Here is an 18650-nt window from a genome sequence, read left to right on the forward strand (position 1 = left end):
AGAGGTTGTTTATGAGATATGTAACAATATTCTTTTTTATTCTTTGCTTCTCTTTATACGGACAAAGAATTGCATTACACACTATTACTAATGTAAATGTAGATACAGATTTGAACAAATATTCATTCGATATTTATTCAAAAAGCACAGGCGGCACAAGTATCAGAGTTGGGTTAACAAGTTATTATATTAACTTTAATTCACTTGGCCTAGCAAATCCAATATTATCGAATGTAAACTCCAAATATACTACAGGTTCACCAACCGGTGATTATGACGAATTGACTGTCGAAATAGTTGGGGGTACTAACATCGCTGTAACAATTTGGTTTAGCGGAGACGGAGATGGTATCGGAGATGTGCTTTCCACGGATGGAGAAAATGGGGAGCGAATTGCGACTGTAACACTCGATATTACAAACTCAGAATTGACGGCGGGGATTAGTTGGAACGAAATCGATAGTGGAATGATCACACCTACTTTCCAATTAATTACGAATAATTACCAAGGTTCAGATGATAGTCCGCTTCCCGTAGAATTAACAATGTTTTCGCATGAATTAGTTGATGGTGAAATATCATTGTTTTGGGAAACTGCAACCGAGGTAAATAATTTTGGATTTGATGTGGAGAGAGGAACTCTTAATACAGACAGCACAAAAGAATGGTATAAACTTGGATTTGTAGAAGGTGCTGGTACATCAAATTCACCGAAAAGTTACGAATTTATAGATTCATACCTACCTGATGAACTTACAGTTTGGTACAGATTAAAACAAATAGATAACGACGGAAAATATACTTATACAAAGTCCATTGAAGTGGATTTATCACCAATAACAAGTGTTGAAGAGTTTTTACCCACTCAATATTCAATATCCCAAAATTATCCCAACCCGTTCAATCCAAGTACAGTGATTAGGTATACGATCCCGGAAGATTCCAGAGTTAAGCTAGAAATATATAATTCAATAGGACAGAAAGTAAGAACAATAATAGATAACCAAATTCAAGCTGGATATCACGAAGTAAAATTAAACGCAAATGATTTTTCAAGCGGAGTATATTTTTTCAGAATACAAGCTGGAAGTTTTATAGAGACTAAAAAGATGTTATTAATTAAGTAGTATGAAGTACTACTAACTTTTTAAAGAAAAGGTGATGTAATGAAATCAAAAGGAATGCTGGTGAGCTTATTCCTTTTATTGTGTATTACTATCTTCAGTCAAGACAAAGACTGTCCAACCTGCCCACCCAATGGGAGCGATCAAACAGAATATGATGTAATAAAAACCAAAGACATGATGTACGAGGGAGAGTATGTACCGGGAGAGATATTAATTAAATATAAAGCTGAAGTAAACCCGGTACTTGGTAAAACAAGTAAGGGTCATGTAGTTACCGGCATATCCGCAGTTGATGCTGTATTTAAAAAGCACAAAGTAACCGAAGCAAAAAAACTCTTTCCACAAGCTGAAAGACTTCAGCAGAGACAAATATTAAAATCATTTAACGGATATGAATTTGAAAGACCGTCTCTGCATAACATACATAAAATAAAAATATCAGAAGAAGCAGAAAGACTAAACTTATTTGAAGCAATAGAAGAATTAAAACAAATACCGGAAATAGAATACGCAGAACCGAATTACATTTATTCTATCATTGACAGCGAAGCATTATCACCCGGACTAAGCGAAGAAGAAACGTTGGAGTGGATAAATAAACAAGGAGTGGGAGAAGGGGAGAAAGGGAGAATTAATGAGATACAGGCGGTAGTCCCTAATGATCCATTATACTCCGAGCAATGGAGCATTCCAGCAACGCAAGTTGATTTAGTTTGGGAAACAACCACGGGTGATACAACACAAGTAATAGCAATACTTGACACCGGAGTAGATTGGAACCATCCCGATCTAAAGAACAAGATTTGGAAAAACCCTGATGAGATAGAAGGTAACGGACAAGATAATGACGGCAACGGATTTATTGATGATATAAGAGGCTGGGATTTTATAAACAACGACAACAACCCAATGGATGACAACTCTCACGGAACGCACGTTGCTGGAATAGCAGCAGCGGAAGGGAATAATGGAATAGGTATAGCGGGAGTAAATTGGGGAGCTAAGATAATGCCTATAAAAATTCTTGATAATAAGGGAAGAGGAGATGCAGCAATTATCTCTCAAGGGATTATTTATGCTAGTTCGAATGGAGCTTCAATTCTAAATATGAGTTTCGGAGGATACTCAAAAAGTTTTACAATGGAAGCTGCTTTAATGGATGCTATTGCAATCTCAGAATTAGTCGCAGCTGCTGGGAATGATAGAAAAAGTATTTATCCATCTAGTCCAGATTTAAGGGATGCGAGTACAATGTACCCTGCCGCATTTAATTTTGTCCTCGGAGTCCAGGTTGTAGAGTCGTTTTCAAATTATGATCCAGATGGACCCATAAAATCTGAATTCGCCACGGGTGAAAACTATGAGTTGATAAGCTACGGAGGTAGCATTCTCAGTTCAGTTCCTGCAGGTCTGTATCGAATTTATTCGGGTACTTCAATGGGTGCTCCCTTGGTTTCTGGTATCATTTCATTATATAATCAAATTAAGAATCCAATTACTCGAGAGGAGCGTTGGTCTGATTTCATTCATCTTTCGAGACCAACTAATGCCAATACAAATATATTTTCTTCAACAAAATTCCCTGTTTTTGATCTACGACATTTCGAATTAACCGATACTCTAACCGGGAATGATTATGATAACCAAGCTGATGCAGGTGAAATAATACATCTTTGGACAAGGATTAGAAATTCTTTTGGACAAGCAGATAGTACATTTATTAAATTACAATTAAGTGACATAAGCAGAGAATATTTTTCAGATCATATTGAATTTACTAAAGACGTGGTTTTCCTTGGCAGCATCAGTCCTTTTGGTGAGAAAAATAATCAATACGATCCATTTATATTCTATCTAGAACCAACATTTCCCAACGAATCGTACTTTGAATTAGAAGTGTTAATGTGGGATGCTGCGAATTCTGACACTTCAAGTCACTTGATAAGCATTGTTGTTTTCAATGGAACAGAATTATCCGGATTCTTAGAGGGCGATATTGTTCTCACTCCGGATAAGCTTTGGTTAATTAATAATAGTACCAGGTTAACAGAAGGATCGACTATGAAAATTCTACCTGGAACTCATCTTATCTTGAACGGTTCTTTTGATAATCGCGGTTATATTGAAGCTATTGGAAGTAAGGATAGTTTAATAATTATTGAGGGAGGTGGGCTTGGGATTACTTTAAATAAATATGTGAAATATTTTGGGAAAGGGAATGATATTAGAGGTGGAATATTTAATAATTGTGAATTTTATAATGGTAATTATTTTTATGGTGATTTTGATTCTTGCAAATTTTATATCGGAAAGTCTTTCTTCGATTCCAAAGTAAAAAATTCTTTTATAGATAGTTTTAATGACACAGATATAAACAGCACCTATCTAATTAACAATCATTCGGGTGCATTCAGTAATAATACAGTACAAAATTCAGTTTTGTGGGGTGGGTTGCAATGGGCAGATACTCTTACAACAAATAATTTTATCAATAATATTTACAGCGCCTACTCAAATTTTCCTAATATAAAAAAATCTACTTATTCGAAGTATAATAATTTTGTAAAGGCTATAAATGGGTATGTTTACTCATATCCCACATTCCCTCATCTTTGGCAACCAGCATATTTATTTTATTTAGACGAAACTAATGGGGCAAAATATTATGGGAATAATTTTATTATTCCAGATGATACTAAGGAATTTTTCATTGTCAAAACTGAAGGTTCATCCAATATTATCGATTTCCCAAATCAATATTGGGGTACCACTGATTTAAATAAAGTCAATTCATTAATCTATGACTTCAATGATAATGCAAGTATTCCTTTAGTCAATATTCAGCCATTGACCACACCTCCATCTGATTCTGCTCACGGAGTAGTTTGGAAGATACTTGTAAACGGTCAAGACGCACAAGATGAGATTACAGACCCTATTGGTGTAGGTATTCAAAGATTTGATATTTATTTCAATAGGCCAATGAACCCAAATTTCGAACCCCAGGTCACGTTTGGAAGAATTTACCCTTATTTGACAGATAGTGTCAAAGATTCTAGTTCTTGGTCACATGATTATAAAATTTGGACGGCATATAAAACTATTCAACTCCACACCGGTGACGGAATAAACAGAATACGTGTAGCAGATGCCCGTGATACTCAAGACTTTGAAATACCGGTTGAAGATATGCGATTTGAATTTGTGATTGATGCAGCCGGCTTAAGCTCAGTTGATTTTAATGCAACAGCCGGGCTCGGTAAAATAGAATTAGACTGGATTCAACCGGAAGATGTAGTTGACCTACTTGGTTATAATCTCTACCGATTTACGAATCTTACAGATACAACCTATACAGATACACTAATGATTAACAATCAACTGATAACAGATACAACGTACACAGATTTTGATGTAATACCGGGGGATAATTATTACTATCAATACACAGTAGTAAAAACAGACTTCAACGAATCAGAAAGATCAAAAGTAGTTGGTACAGAAGCTCTTACTGCCTCCGCCGGAGATGCCAACGGAGACTTAAGTGTTACGGTTCAAGATATAGTTTCCATAGTAGCATATCTATTAAACCAAAACCCTCAACCCTTCATTTTAGAAGCAGCCGATGTAAACGGTGATTCTCAAGTAAATATTCTGGATATAGTAGCAACTGTAAATATTATCATGTCTGAGAGCTTGCCAAAACTATCGGAAGTAAGCGGTCCACCAAAGATAACATTCGATAAAAAGAGAGCATACATAGAAGAAGGCGAAGGACTAGCCGGATTACAGTTCAAGATAGTTGGAACAGATATATCTAAAGCAAACCTAGTAACCGGAGAAGCAGCCAAGGAAATGGAGATATCGTACAATGTAATTAGTGATACGATGTATATAGTAATGTTCAGCTTCAAGAACCAGACACTTAATAATAAAGAAAAAGAAATGTTGTTCAGTATAACAGAAGGATACTTCAGAGAACTCAAGGAAGTAACGGGAAGCAATCAGAAGGGAGAAAAAGTAGAGATCGGTTTAGTAAATGACGGAGAAATAATACCGAAAGATTTTACGCTATATCAGAACTACCCGAACCCGTTTAATCCTACGACAACAATAAGATACGCATTACCAAAACAAGAGAAAGTAGAGATAAGAGTATTCAACATACTTGGACAAAAGGTATGGGAATACTTTGCAGAAGCACAACAACCGGGATATTATGAAGTAAAATGGAATAGTGTAAACAGCAGCAACAGACAAGTAGCAACGGGAGTGTACATATATCAAATAAGAGCAGGCAAATTTATTCAAGCTATGAAAATGTTGCTTCTTAAATAAACTGGAATCAGAATTGCAATAATCCTATAACTATTGGAGTGAGCGTGCGAAATATAATTCTATTACTGCTATTGGTTGCTTTGTTAATTAATGCGCAAGAAGTATTAAAAAATGATCCATACAACATTACATACGAACCAGATGTGATATTATTTATGATCAATGATGAATATGAAATTGATGGTAACGCTCTCAAAGCAAAGGGTAATATTGTCACCGGCTTAGATGGTTTGGATGCAATTCTAACTAAGTATCGTGTAAAAGAAATCAAGAAACTCTTTGAGAATTTTGAAGTAGAGAACCAGCAAAGATTATTTAAGGATTATTACGGTAACGAGCATGAAGTAAAACGTCTCGATAAAATTTATGAAATGAAGTATGAAGCCGAGATTGATCCTAAAGAATTAGCAAGCAAGTTAAGTGAACTTTCCGAAATAGAATACGCAGAACCCGATTATCACTTCCATGCAAACGCAGTTTATCCCGATGATCCATTATATCAAAGCGGAGACCAATGGCATATTAATGCGGTAAACGCTCCGGAGGCTTGGGAATTAACGACCGGAGATACAACCCAAGTAATTGCAATTATAGATACCGGTGTTGATTGGTTACATCCCGACCTAGATGACAATATTTGGATAAATAAAGATGAAATACCCGGCAACGGAATTGACGATGATGGAAATGGATTTGTAGATGATATAAGAGGTTGGGATTTTATAAACAACGACAACAACCCAATGGATGATAATTCCCACGGAACACACGTAGCCGGGATAGCCGCTGCAGAGGGAAACAATGGAGTCGGAGTAACGGGGATAAACTGGCATGCTAAGATAATGCCGGTCAAGATGCTTCAGAGTAATGGAAGAGGAAACAGCAGCGATTTAGCGGAAGCAATAACATACGCATCCCAGAACAGAGTGGATGTAATAAATATGAGTTTGGGCAGTTACGGAGAGAGTCTAACAGTAAAGATAGCTTTGGAGAATGCATACGCTTATTCAGTATTAGTTGCTGCTGCAGGGAATAATGGATATAAAGTTGATCCGCCATATCCACCGGCACCATATTTCCCAAGTTACCCTGCGTGCTATGGATTTGTAATTGGAGTTGAAGCCTCTACTAGTGGAAATGAAAGAGCATTATTCTCAAACTATGATCCTTCAGGACCAGTTGCTGTTGGCAATCCATACAACCATAACTATGAAATAATGGCGCCAGGAGTGAATATAGAAAGCATATTTCCAAATGGAGGATATAAAGGGATAAGTGGAACATCAATGGCATCCCCGATAGTGGCAGGAGCTGTTAGTTTAATGAAGTTGTTTGAACCAAATCAATCAACCGAAGAGATATTTGCAAAACTTATCCAGGGAACGACTAATGGAGTTTTAGATATTGAGATGAGCATGACAATTAACCTTGTCCCCAATTTATCACTAGTGGAATATGCAATAGTAGACACTTTAGATGGAGACGGAGATGGAATAGCAGATGCGGGAGAGACGATAGAGATTTACTTTACAGTTAAGAATGCCGGAGGATATGCAGATAGTGTATGGTCGAAGATAAGATTTGGAGAATATGAAGATCAATCAGTAGCAACTATTTTGGACAGCACAAGTTACATAGGTGATATCTCTGCCTATGGAACGATGACAGGGGAACTAGATCCATTTAGAATTTATATTGACCCAGATGTAGCTAATAGTAGAGATATAGTATTTGAGTATGAGATAGGACATGACATTAATACATTTATGACTGATGAAATTACAATCAACATACAAAATGGAATTGAATTGTCAGGATTTTATAACGGTATGAAAAAATTATACCCGAATAAAGAATATATCATAACTGGTAATGCTGTTTTTGATTCACTGATTATTTATCCTGGCACAATTTTAAGAATTGATCAGGATATATCTATTATTATAGATAAGTTTTTTTATTGTAAAGGAAAGCCCGATTCATTAATCCTATTTACAAAAAACGGAAATAATTATTGGAATAGAATAGATATATTAAATAATGCAGGTATCGGAGAGGATCCTTATTTCAGTGAAATTGAATACTGTATTTTCGAATATTCAAGTCATAATTATCAAATTGTTAGCGGAGCATCATCAATCGAGAATTCGATTTTTAGATATAACTTTGGTGTTGGCGATATCATAACTAGTGGTAATATCCGATATTCTAATTTTTATTATAATCAATCATCAAATATTATCTATTACCATTCAGGAGTAGCAGAATATAATAATATTATAAGTAATGAAACGGGATACTATCCACCAATTCTTGGTAACATTAGTTCCAAAACTAATAATAATTTTTTCGATAATTATCAGAGAATACCAAGAACTTATTTTTCGATTGGACTCCCCGAAGGATCCTTTAGTATAAACTATTTGCCATCTAATTATTTTGGTTCTTTCGATAATGAGAAAATCGATAAAGAAATTTTGGATTTTTTTGATAATTCAGACTTCCCAATTATTGAACCCATTGAACCACTTTTTGCACCTTCTCCACTAGCTCATGGTATTGTTTGGAAAGTAGAAGTAAACGGAATAGACCCTCAAGACGAACATCTAGATCCACTCGGATCTGAGACAGTAAGATTTGATGTTTACTTCAACCGATCAATGGATGTAGCATCAACTCCATTCCTTACCTTTGGAGTGAGAGAACCCTACACACAACATATTGTAACAGACAATTCTTCTTGGTCGGCAGACTCAACTATTTGGACAGCTTTCTACACCTTCGGTCTGGAGACCGGTGACGGTATAAATACAATCAGAGTAGCCAACGCAAGAGATGATGAGTACTTTGAAATTCCAATTGAAAACTCACGCTTTAAGTTTGTACTCCAAGCAGCCGGCGCTGCGTCAACTGAGTTCCTTGCCACAGCGGATATCGGTAAAGTTAACTTAGAATGGCCGGTAGCAAATACAGATGACGAGCTTGGCTACAACATGTATCGTTACTATATGGTGGATGAATCAACCACCTCAGACACTACAAGAATTAATCAGACACTTATCACAGACTCTACTTACACAGACTACAATGTAATTCCAGATACGACTTACCGTTATTATTATACAGTTCTCGGTACGGATATGGCAGAAAGCGATCCTTCAAAAACAGTTGCAGCTAAACCGTTCAACGCATCAAAAGGAGATGCAAACGGTGACTTGGAAATAAACGTACTAGATATAACGACTATAGTAAGCTACTTACTTAACCAAAACCCTCAGCCCTTCTTAAGTGATGCCGCGGATGTGAACAATGATGGATTTATAAATGTTTTGGATATAGTCGCTTCGGTAAATATTATAATGGGTAACTCCAATCCAAAAATCATCGCTTCATCGGGAGAACCGCTAATTCAATATGATGACAAGACAGTAAGATTAAAAAATGGCGATCACATAACAGCAATCTATTTAAAAGCACTTGTAAATATTGAAAGTGAATATAGACTTGTTCCAAATGAATTAATGAAGAGGATGGAATTTGGCTTCAATGTAGTGAATGATACTTTATATATGGTTGCGTATAATCTTAATAATCGAGCAATCGAAATAGATGAAGGGAGTTTATTTACAATAAACAATGGTAAGATAAAAGAGATTATAGAAGTTTCGGCCGCGGATCAGCTCAACAATCTTTTAAATGTAACTATATCAAATAGTAAGGAAGAAATACCAAATGAGTTTGTTCTTTTTCAAAATTATCCCAATCCTTTTAATCCCACCACTACTATTAAGTATGGACTAAAACAGATGGAAGATGTTGAAATAAAAATAATTAATATACTCGGTCAATTAGTTTGGGAGTATAAAGAGTTACAAAAACCGGTAGGTTATCATGAAGTATTATGGAACAGTCTTAATAGCAGTAACAGAAATGTAGCCAGTGGAGTTTATATATATCAAATTAAAGCCGGAAGTTTTTTTGACGCAATGAAAATGATTTTGTTGAAGTAAACAAGTAAAAATTCAGAGGAACTTTTGAATAAAATAATATTAGTTATTCTGTTTGTATCTCTTCAATTGCTCGAGGCTCAAGCGCAAAATATTGTTTCAATCAATGATGTGACTGCTTCAGTTGGAGACACAATAAAGATAGCAGTCAATGTTCAAAACGTTGATGAATTTGTTGCTTTCCAATCAGACATTGTTTTGCCCGATGTTTGTATTTATCAACAAGGGTCAGTAAAACTTAGTGAAAGAGCAGAGGATCATACGTTATCTGCTAATCTATTAGATGGAAATGTTCTGCGGGTAATTGCGTTTTCAATCAGCCAAAAAAGTTTTTCGGGAAATAGTGGTGAGTTGATAACATTTAATGTTATTCTCAAAGATCAGCCGGGTGATTACATAATAAATATTTCTAATTGTGTTTTAGCTAATAGTAATTCGGATAATATTCTTACCGGTATTAATCCGGGTAATTTAATCGTAAAAAAAAAGTCCATCATTAAAAAAGTTCAATTAAATGTGGGTTGGAATTTAGTTTCAGCCCCATTGGTAAAAGATAACATGAATTATTTGAGTGTGTTCCCCACCGCAATTTCACATCCTTATGAATTTACGGATAGTTATCACAAAATTGATACTCTCAGAATTTTTAGCGGATACTGGATAAAGTTCTCTGCCGATTTACTACAACAGATAGAAGGATTAGAAAGTGATGAAAATAGAATTCCAGTTTACCAAGGTTGGAATTTAATTGGCAGTTTTAGTGACTTAGTTTCAACGGGTGAAATGCTTCAAGTCCCAAATGGTATAACATCTTCGGAGTTTTTCGAGTTTGATGGTGGTTACAAATCAGTAGATGAATTACAACCGGGTAAAGGTTATTGGATTAAAACTATGTCGGATGGCTATCTTGAAAGAAATGATCAGCCTAGTAAAATGAAATATGAGTTGCTCAATAACGCTAATTATGAAGTAGAGTTCAATGCCTCAAATGGCAAGGGAAGTTCACAACTCTTAAAAATTGGTTTTGACTCAACCGGTACAGATGGATTAGATCCACATTTAGGAGAACAAGAGTTACCGCCGCCCCCACCCAGCGAAATATTCTTTATTCGATTTGCACTTCCTAATTCATTCATTAGTTCATATTCTGATATAAGATTTGGTGAATTGAATGGAATCTATACTTACGAACATGAACTACAATTTCAATTAGGTGAAGATGCTACGGAGTTAATACTAAACTGGGATCAACCATCCGGTGTTAATATTACAATACAAGATTTGTTTGGAGGTGTGATAGTTAATGAAAATTATTTACCGGGAACAAATGAATTTAGCCTAAATAACACCAATATTACCTCGCTTAAACTAATAGTTAGTTATTCAAACATAACTTCAATTGACCAAAAACGATTACCAATCGAATATACACTTTATCAAAACTACCCAAACCCGTTTAATCCAACTACAATGATTGAATATTCAGTTTCGAAGAACGTTTTTGTTACTTTAAAAATTTATGACTTATTGGGTCGAGAAATAAAAACTTTAGTAAATGAGGAGAAATCTGCAGGTAAATACAAAGTGTCTTTTGATGGATCTGAAACATCATCTGGTATTTATATTTATAGTTTAAAGGCTGGTGAATTTTATAAAACTCGGAAATTACTTCTATTGAAATAGAGCTATGATTCTTAATAGAGAAAAATGCTTTACTATTTCCTTACTGAATAACTAATGCGCATCCAGCCAATTATCACCAACTCCGGTATCGACTACAACCGGGACTTGCAATGGTAACGCTTCTTCCATTAACTTTTTAACAAGTGGAATTAGGTCATCAATTTCATCTTTTTGAGCATCGAATAATAATTCGTCATGGACTTGCAAAACCATTTTGGAATTAAACTTTTGTTTAATTAATTCACGATGAATATTAATCATAGCCAACTTTATCATATCTGCTGCAGTTCCTTGAATCGGCATATTAATTGCAACTCGTTCTTCAAATTGTTTTACCACTCGATTACTGCTATTAATATTTCGTAAATATCTTCTTCTGCCGAGCAAAGTTTCCGCATAACCCTTTTCTTGAGCGAATTTTACGGAATCATCCATGAACTTTTTTACATTTTTGAATGTTCCGAAATAAGTATCAATTATTTCTTTCGCATGATTTTGAGTTATTCTTAATCTATTTTTCAATCCGAATGGTCCGATTCCATAAAGGATTCCGAAATTAACTTCTTTTGCTTTTCTTCTCATATCTGCAGTAACATCGTTCGGATCAACCATGAAGACAAGTGCGGCGGTTCTTCTGTGAATGTCTTCGTTATTCTTAAACGCTTCCATTAAATTTTTGTCGCTGCATATACTTGCCATTATTCGAAGTTCAATTTGACTGTAATCCGCACTGAAAATAACATGATCTTTATCTCTTGGAACGAATGCTTTTCTTATTTCTTTTCCAAGTTCGGTTCTGATAGGAATGTTCTGCAGGTTCGGATCTAAACTTGACAATCTTCCGGTCGATGCAACAGTTTGATTAAACGTAGTATGAACTCTTCCGGTTTTAGGATTAATTAATTTGGGTAATGAATCCGCATAAGTTGATTTTAGCTTGGCAACTTGTCTATAATTCAAAATGATATCTATTATTTCATGTTCGCCTTTTAGGGATTCCAGAGATCTTGCGTCCGTTGAAAAACCGGTTTTTGTTTTTTTAGTCTTCTGTAATTTTAATTTTTCGAATAAGATTTTTTGAAGCTGCTGAGTAGAGTTAATATTGAATTCTTCTTCGGCAAGCTTAAAAATTTCTTTCGTATAGTTATCTAATAAAATTTGTAAATCCTTGCTGAACGCCCCTAAACTTTTCTTATCAACACTAATTCCGTTTCTTTCCATATCTTCAAGAACTTCAACTAACGGGAATTCAATTTCGTATGCGACTTTCTCTAAATTCTCCTTCTTTAATTCTTTCTTAAATAATTCATAAAGGCGAAATGTAATGTCGGCATCTTCCGCCGCATAATTAGATAACCTTTCCAAATCAACTTCGTATATTTTGGACGCTTCTTTCTTCGCACCAATTAAATCAGACAATGGAATTGGAGTGTAGTTGAGATATTTTTCTGCTAAACTATCCATACCATGTTTTTGGTCTGGATCGATAACATAGCTTGCAAGCATTGTATCAAAGTAAAAGTTCTTTACTTCTATTCCATGTGTTCTTAAAACTGCAATATCATACTTACCGTTTTGACATACTTTTTTGATCTTCTCGTTTTCAAAAACCGGTTTGAATATTTTCGCAAACTGATCAAGTTCAATTCTATCCGATAAATCAGTTTCGAAAAGTTGAGTTGTTTCCTTTGACGGTTTTATCGGAATGAAATAAGCTTCACCACTCTTACAAGCGAATGCACAACCGGCAAGGTTTACGTTTAAGACATCGAGCGAATCTGTCTCGGTATCAAAAACAAGTAATTCCTTTTTTGATAATTCATCTGCTAACTTTGCAGCTTCCTTAATTTTATTTACAAGATAATACTTCACTTTTTTCGAGTCGAAGTTATCAACTTCATCATTTAAATATGCTTCTGTTGTTTCGGTGATTGCCTTATCTGCTTTCTTGCCAAAAAGTTTAATAAGCTTATCACCGAAATTTTTGAATTCTAATTCGACAAATAACTTTGTTAATGTCTCATAATCCGGTTCGCAGAATATTGCGTCTTCTAAATTAAATTCAAAATCAACATCGGTTACAATTGTTGCGAGTTCTTTTGAGATGATTGCATTTTCTTTTCCTTCTTCTAGCTTTTTACGCAAACCGGCTTTATCAATTATGCCAATATTCTCATAGATATTTTCAACAGATCCGAACTGTTCGATCAATGGTTGAGCAGTTTTTGGACCGATTCCCGCAACACCGGGTATATCATCACTCGAATCGCCAATCAATGCCAAATAGTCAATCATTTGAATAGGTTCAAAACCATATACTTCTTTAACCTTTTGCTTATCGAAAATCACTATTTCGTCGGTCGATTTACCCGGCTTAATAACTTTTACATCGTCAGTTATTAATTGCATGTAGTCTTTATCCGGTGTTATTGCAAAAGCTTCCAAGCCGGCTTCGGCAGCTTTTTTAACTGCAGTACCAATTAAGTCATCGGCTTCAAATCCGGATTTAATGTAAAGCGGCATTTTGAATGCTTCGATAACTTCTCGGATTCTTCTGATTTGTGGAATCATATCTTCCGGCATTGCTTCTCTGGATGATTTATATTTTTCATATTTATCGTGACGGAAGGTTTTTTCTTTTGAATCAAACGCAACAGCTATATAATCGGGTTGAGTATCATCTATAATTTTAAATACTTGGTTTATAAAGCCATAAACAGCTGAAGTCGGTTCACCTGATTTAGTTTTTAACGGTCTATTTATAAAAGCAAAATAAGCTTTGTATGCTAAAGCCATTGCGTCGATTATTACAAATTTTTTCTTTTTTGCCATATGATTTGCAATCTTATAATTGTTTATATAGGTTAATTATTATTTTTGAATATAATTAAAAGAGAAGTTATTTACTAAAACGGGCTCAAATGAAAATTCAATTCATGCTTTTTTTCGTACTTGGTTTTACGATTATGATTCCCGCACAGAATATTGATACAATATATATAGCTTCATGGAATATTGAAAACTTGTTTGATAATGTTAATGATCTCGATAAAGAAGATGAGGAATTTTTATCAACCGGATCGAAAGAGTGGACTGACGAAAGAATTCATCAAAAAATGTCAAATCTTTCGGATGTAATTAATTTCATGAATGAAGGGAAAGGTCCCGACATCATTGGATTTATGGAAGTCGAACACAAATATTTATTGGAAAAAATGGCAATTACATTTTTATACAATCGAAAATACATGGTTGTAGGTTTTGATTCACCGGATGCTCGCGGCATTGATAATTACTTAATGTATGATTCTGACATTTTTGATTTAGTCGGATTTTATAAAATACCGGTAAACTTTTTTAATGATGATTACTTTACCAGAGACATATTACACGTATCTCTAGAATATCGCGATGAATTATTAGACATTTTTGTAAATCATTGGCCATCGAGAAGAGGGGGAGAGGAAAGATCACAACCGAGAAGAGTTAATGCGGCTTCTACTTTAAAACGATATGTTGACTCACTTCAAACAATTCGTGAATTTTCAAATTTTTTAATAGTTGGTGATTTTAATGACGAACCAAACAACTATTCACTTGATGAAATTTTATCCGCCAAAAAAATGACAGATCCAACTGCTTCATTAATTAACTTGGCTTGGGATGATTTTGAGAATGGAAGGGGAACACATCTATATAATAGAGATTTTAACATGCTGGATCAGATAATAATTTCCAGAAGATTATTGGATGAAAAAGGACTGGAATATTTGAAAGATTCATTCGAGATAATATCGGATGATTTTTTTACTTATACAGATGGTCCAAATGTCAATTCAATAATGCCGTCCTTCCATAGTGGTAAATATTTAAATGGATATTCGGATCATCTTCCTGTAGGGGCGAAACTATTTATAATGAGGTAAAAAAGTATGAAGAAAATATTATTAGTATTTGGTGCCGGAGGTTCATTAGGAAAAGATGCGGTCAAAGTTTTTCTTAAAAAGGATTTTGATCTGTTCTATTTATTCGATTCAAAAATACTGAGTTACAATAATTATAAAATCGTGTATTATCAAACCGGCGATTTGACGAAAGAAGAAAATGTAGTTGAGGCTTTCTCAACAATTGAATTTGAAAAGAATGCACAATATTATTTGTTTAGTACAGTTGGAGGATTCGGCGGCGGTAATAAAATTGTGGAAACCGAGTTTTCTGATTGGCAAAGAATGTTCGATATAAATGTTACAATTTCTTTTTTATTAGCAAAACAATTTTTTATTTCGGTTAAAGAATCTAAAGGCGGTGCTATTTGTTTTACAAGTGCATTGACTTCTGTCAGACCGCAAGAAGGTAAAATCGCTTATGGTACTTCAAAAAGTTCATTAAATTATTTGGTGAAAACATTAGTTAAAGAGGGTAAAAATTATAACATTTCGGTGAATGCTATCGCGCCATCAATTTTAGATACAAATGAAAATAGGGAATGGGTGAGAGATAAATCAATGATGATAAGGGCTTCAGAGATTGGAGAACTCGTTTATTCGCTATTTATGAATAAAAATATTGTTTCCGGCAATATAATTGAATTGCATTTTTCATTAAGTCAAGAATAAAAGACAAAATGGTGATAAAATAATTTATTGACTTTTTTTCGCTAAAACCTTAATGTTATAGCACTATTTTTTGATAATAAAGTTTACAAAACCAAAAAAACAAATAAATAATTTCGGAGGTTAGCTCTCATGCAATTTTCAGAGATTTTAGGATTCGCATCCTATGTTATTGCACAGGTGGAAGAAACTGGCGCACTTACGTACCTACAGCAGAAGTTTGTTGAAGGTGGCGGTTTTATGTGGCCAATTTTAGCATGTTTAGTATTAGGACTTGGATTTTCTCTAGAAAGAATTTGGACTCTTTCTCGCGCTACAATGAACACCAAAAAATTTATTGTTCAAGTAAAAGACGCGCTTTCTAAAGGTGGTGTTCAAGAAGCGATGAAAGTCTGCGAAAATACTCGCGGTTCAATTGCTTCAGTTTTTCATGCCGGTCTTTTAAGAGCTGACGAAGGTATTGAAGCTGCAGAAAAAGCTATTATGGCTTACGGTGCTATCGAAATGGGATTCCTAGAAAGAGGTCTTATCTGGATATCTACATTTATTACTATCGCACCTATGCTTGGTTTTACTGGTACCGTACAAGGTATGATTGAAGCTTTTGACGCTATTAAAGAAGCTGCGCAATTATCTCCTGCCGTTGTTGCCGGTGGTATTTCTGTTGCGTTATTAACAACTTTATTCGGTCTTATTGTTGCTATCATACTTCAAGTATTCTATAACTACTTTGTTGCTAGAATTGACAAATTAGTTGCTGACATGGAAGAAAGCTCAATCGAATTGATTGATGCACTTTATGAAATGAAAAAAGGAAAATAAACGGTAAACAACTATGGTAAAAATTAAAAAGAGAAAATTAGGGGAAGCGTCAATTCCGACAAGTTCCATGGCGGATATCGCATTCTTGCTTTTACTCTTCTTCCTTGTTTCTACAAACATAGATGTTGATACCGGTATTGGTATGGTTCTTCCGGAATATATTCCTGCCGAAGAACAGGAATTTGTTCCTATTTCTAAAGATAGAATGGCTGCTTTGCTTATAAATGAAAACGGAGACGTTCTTCTTGATGGAAATATTATTGCCATACCTCAAATCAAAGACAACCTTAAAGAGAGAATTGCCAGCAAAATTGAACTTCCAAGTAATAAAAAGTTAGTCGTTTCCGTTAAAACTGATAGGAAAACGGTTTACAATTTATACTTACAATCACTTGACCAAGTTAAAGGCGCTTACTTTGAGGTTAGGGAAGAGTATGCTAAAGTTCGTTTCGGTAAAACTATACAAGACTTGACACCGGAAGAACTTGAAGAAATACAAAGCAAGATTCCTATTATTATTTCTATTGCCGAACCTGAAAAGGTTTAGATGAATTAACTAAAGGAAACATCATGAAATTTGAAAAGAAAAGAGCTTCTACTAAGCAAGATATCCCAACGGCATCTTTACCTGACATTGTATTCATGCTGCTTCTCTTCTTTATGGTGGCAACACAATTAAGAGAAGTTGATGTTCTTGTTCAATTCTCTCTACCAGAAGCAGAGAATATTGAGAAGATCGAAAACAAAAGATTGGTATCATACGTCTGGGTTGGCAGAGACGAACGCATTCAGATAAATGATTCTATTGTTAAGCAAGATGAAATCCGTGATATAATGTATCGGAAAAGAGTAGAATTGCCTAATGTTATCGTTTCTTTCCGAGTAGATAAAAATGCTAACATGGGTGTTGTTACGGATATTCAGCAAGAATTAAGAAAAGCAGATGCTCGACGTATAAATTATTCGTCACTTTTGAAAAGATAATTTTAGTACAAAACATTATTTTTAGGGCAGGTTATATTAATAGCCTGCCTTTTTTTTTGTGAGGAATTATATGACACTAAAAGAAAAAATTAATACTGATCTTACTCAAGCAATGAAATCCGGAGATAAACTTCGGCTTACAACTATTAGATCAATTCGTGCTCTAATATTAGAGTTTGAAAAAAGTGGGAAAGATAAAACTCTATCACCTGATGAAGAAATTGCTATGTTGACAGGTGCAGCCAAAAAAAGAAAAGATTCTATCGAACAATTTAGAGCTGCAAAAAGAGATGATCTTGCTGATAAAGAAGAAGCAGAATTGAATATTATTCTAGAGTATCTTCCAAAGCAATTGAGTCAAGAAGAAGTTTTGACCGAAGTGCAGAAAATTGCGAAAGAAATTGATGCAAAGTCAAAACAAGATTTCCCTAAATTGATGCCGCTTGCAGTAAAACAATTAAAGGGCAAAGCCGACGGAAAACTTATTAAAGAAGCAGTTGAAAAGGTATTGAACTAATTGAACTACGTAGATTATATAATAATCGCAGCAATTTCGGTTGGTTTTATTCTTGGTTTCAAAGATGGTTTGGTAAGGAAAATTATTGGAGTACTTGGTTTAATTGCAGCTGTTTTGCTGGCATTTTCTTATTCAAATGAAGTAGGTGAATTTTTAGCTCCTGTCTTTGATGATGAACAGAATTTAGCTGAAATTGTTGGCGGTATTTTAATCTTCCTGACTATAATTTTAATCTCATCGATCATTAAGCGAATAATTCACCCAGTTGATAAAGTAAACAAATTTATCAATCAAATCTTAGGTGGGTTAACCGGCACAATTCAAATGGTATTCTTTATAAGTGGATTTTTGTTATTCCTAAATATTTTTAAAGTACCGAATGAAAGTGTTCGATCCTCATCACTACTTTATAATAAAATGTATAGTGTTGTGCCGACTACTATAGATTTAATAATTGGTGACAAATCAAAGGCAACTGATTTTATAAATACAATCATTGAGAAGAAAGACTCGATTGACCTAAATGAAATTGAAATTGATTCCACAATCATAAATTAAA

General features: G+C 34.5%; 12 protein-coding genes. 11 read left to right on the forward strand and 1 reads right to left on the reverse strand.

Translation table 11 applies throughout. The features are described 5' to 3' along the window. Positions 1-11: 11 nt before the first annotated feature. The 4 genes from QY331_08320 to QY331_08335 are packed head-to-tail and all read left to right on the forward strand — an operon-like array spanning position 12 to position 11155. Positions 12-1127, forward strand: coding sequence for a T9SS type A sorting domain-containing protein (locus tag QY331_08320; GenBank protein ID WKZ71248.1), 1116 nt, complete (start codon positions 12-14; stop codon positions 1125-1127). Between the two features lie 39 nt (positions 1128-1166). Further along, positions 1167-5465, forward strand: a complete 4299-nt coding sequence (locus QY331_08325) for a S8 family serine peptidase (protein ID WKZ71249.1) — start codon at positions 1167-1169, stop codon at positions 5463-5465. Between the two features lie 44 nt (positions 5466-5509). Then, entirely contained in the window at positions 5510-9475 is a 3966-nt protein-coding gene (locus QY331_08330) for a S8 family serine peptidase (protein WKZ71250.1), read from the forward strand. Positions 9476-9499: 24 nt separating this feature from the next. Further along, a complete protein-coding gene (locus tag QY331_08335; GenBank protein WKZ71251.1) occupies positions 9500-11155 on the forward strand; it encodes a T9SS type A sorting domain-containing protein in 1656 nt (551 codons plus the stop codon). Between the two features lie 51 nt (positions 11156-11206). Here QY331_08335 and polA read toward each other — a convergent pair whose 3' ends face one another. Beyond that, positions 11207-13987, reverse strand: coding sequence for a DNA polymerase I (gene polA, locus QY331_08340; GenBank protein WKZ71252.1), 2781 nt, complete (start codon positions 13985-13987; stop codon positions 11207-11209). A gap of 89 nt (positions 13988-14076) precedes the next feature. On the opposite strand from polA, the gene QY331_08345 reads away from it, so the two are divergent. The 7 genes from QY331_08345 to QY331_08375 all read left to right on the forward strand — a co-directional run bounded on the left by QY331_08345 (position 14077) and on the right by QY331_08375 (position 18649). Further along, positions 14077-15081, forward strand: coding sequence for a hypothetical protein (locus QY331_08345; GenBank protein ID WKZ71253.1), 1005 nt, complete (start codon positions 14077-14079; stop codon positions 15079-15081). Between the two features lie 6 nt (positions 15082-15087). After that, on the forward strand, positions 15088-15771 hold the full coding sequence (locus QY331_08350) for an SDR family NAD(P)-dependent oxidoreductase (protein WKZ71254.1): 684 nt from the start codon (positions 15088-15090) through the stop codon (positions 15769-15771). 129 nt (positions 15772-15900) lie between these two features. After that, positions 15901-16590, forward strand: a complete 690-nt coding sequence (locus QY331_08355) for a MotA/TolQ/ExbB proton channel family protein (GenBank protein ID WKZ71255.1) — start codon at positions 15901-15903, stop codon at positions 16588-16590. A gap of 13 nt (positions 16591-16603) precedes the next feature. Beyond that, positions 16604-17137 (forward strand): biopolymer transporter ExbD, encoded by a 534-nt coding sequence (locus QY331_08360; GenBank protein ID WKZ71256.1) that lies wholly within the window; start codon positions 16604-16606, stop codon positions 17135-17137. A 23-nt stretch (positions 17138-17160) separates the two neighbouring features. Continuing rightward, positions 17161-17574 (forward strand): biopolymer transporter ExbD, encoded by a 414-nt coding sequence (locus QY331_08365; GenBank protein ID WKZ71257.1) that lies wholly within the window; start codon positions 17161-17163, stop codon positions 17572-17574. Between the two features lie 70 nt (positions 17575-17644). After that, positions 17645-18091 (forward strand): GatB/YqeY domain-containing protein, encoded by a 447-nt coding sequence (locus QY331_08370; GenBank protein WKZ71258.1) that lies wholly within the window; start codon positions 17645-17647, stop codon positions 18089-18091. Beyond that, the gene (locus QY331_08375; protein ID WKZ71259.1) at positions 18092-18649 is read left to right on the forward strand and encodes a CvpA family protein; all 558 of its coding nucleotides are present in this window, start codon (positions 18092-18094) and stop codon (positions 18647-18649) included. It abuts the gene before it with no gap. The last annotated feature ends 1 nt before the right edge of the window (position 18650 follow it).

It is taken from the genome of Melioribacteraceae bacterium, assembly GCA_030584085.1.
Lineage (GTDB): Bacteria > Bacteroidota > Ignavibacteria > Ignavibacteriales > Melioribacteraceae > SURF-28.

What these genes read in the sequence shown, in the direction of transcription:
- QY331_08320 (WKZ71248.1), top strand. Translation starts at nt 12, where the DNA reads ATGAGATATGTAACAATATTCTTTTTTATTCTTTGCTTCTCTTTATAC.
- QY331_08325 (WKZ71249.1), top strand. Translation starts at nt 1,167, where the DNA reads ATGAAATCAAAAGGAATGCTGGTGAGCTTATTCCTTTTATTGTGTATT.
- polA (WKZ71252.1), bottom strand. Translation starts at nt 13,987, where the DNA reads ATGGCAAAAAAGAAAAAATTTGTAATAATCGACGCAATGGCTTTAGCA.
- QY331_08345 (WKZ71253.1), top strand. Translation starts at nt 14,077, where the DNA reads ATGAAAATTCAATTCATGCTTTTTTTCGTACTTGGTTTTACGATTATG.
- QY331_08350 (WKZ71254.1), top strand. Translation starts at nt 15,088, where the DNA reads ATGAAGAAAATATTATTAGTATTTGGTGCCGGAGGTTCATTAGGAAAA.
- QY331_08355 (WKZ71255.1), top strand. Translation starts at nt 15,901, where the DNA reads ATGCAATTTTCAGAGATTTTAGGATTCGCATCCTATGTTATTGCACAG.
- QY331_08360 (WKZ71256.1), top strand. Translation starts at nt 16,604, where the DNA reads ATGGTAAAAATTAAAAAGAGAAAATTAGGGGAAGCGTCAATTCCGACA.
- QY331_08365 (WKZ71257.1), top strand. Translation starts at nt 17,161, where the DNA reads ATGAAATTTGAAAAGAAAAGAGCTTCTACTAAGCAAGATATCCCAACG.
- QY331_08370 (WKZ71258.1), top strand. Translation starts at nt 17,645, where the DNA reads ATGACACTAAAAGAAAAAATTAATACTGATCTTACTCAAGCAATGAAA.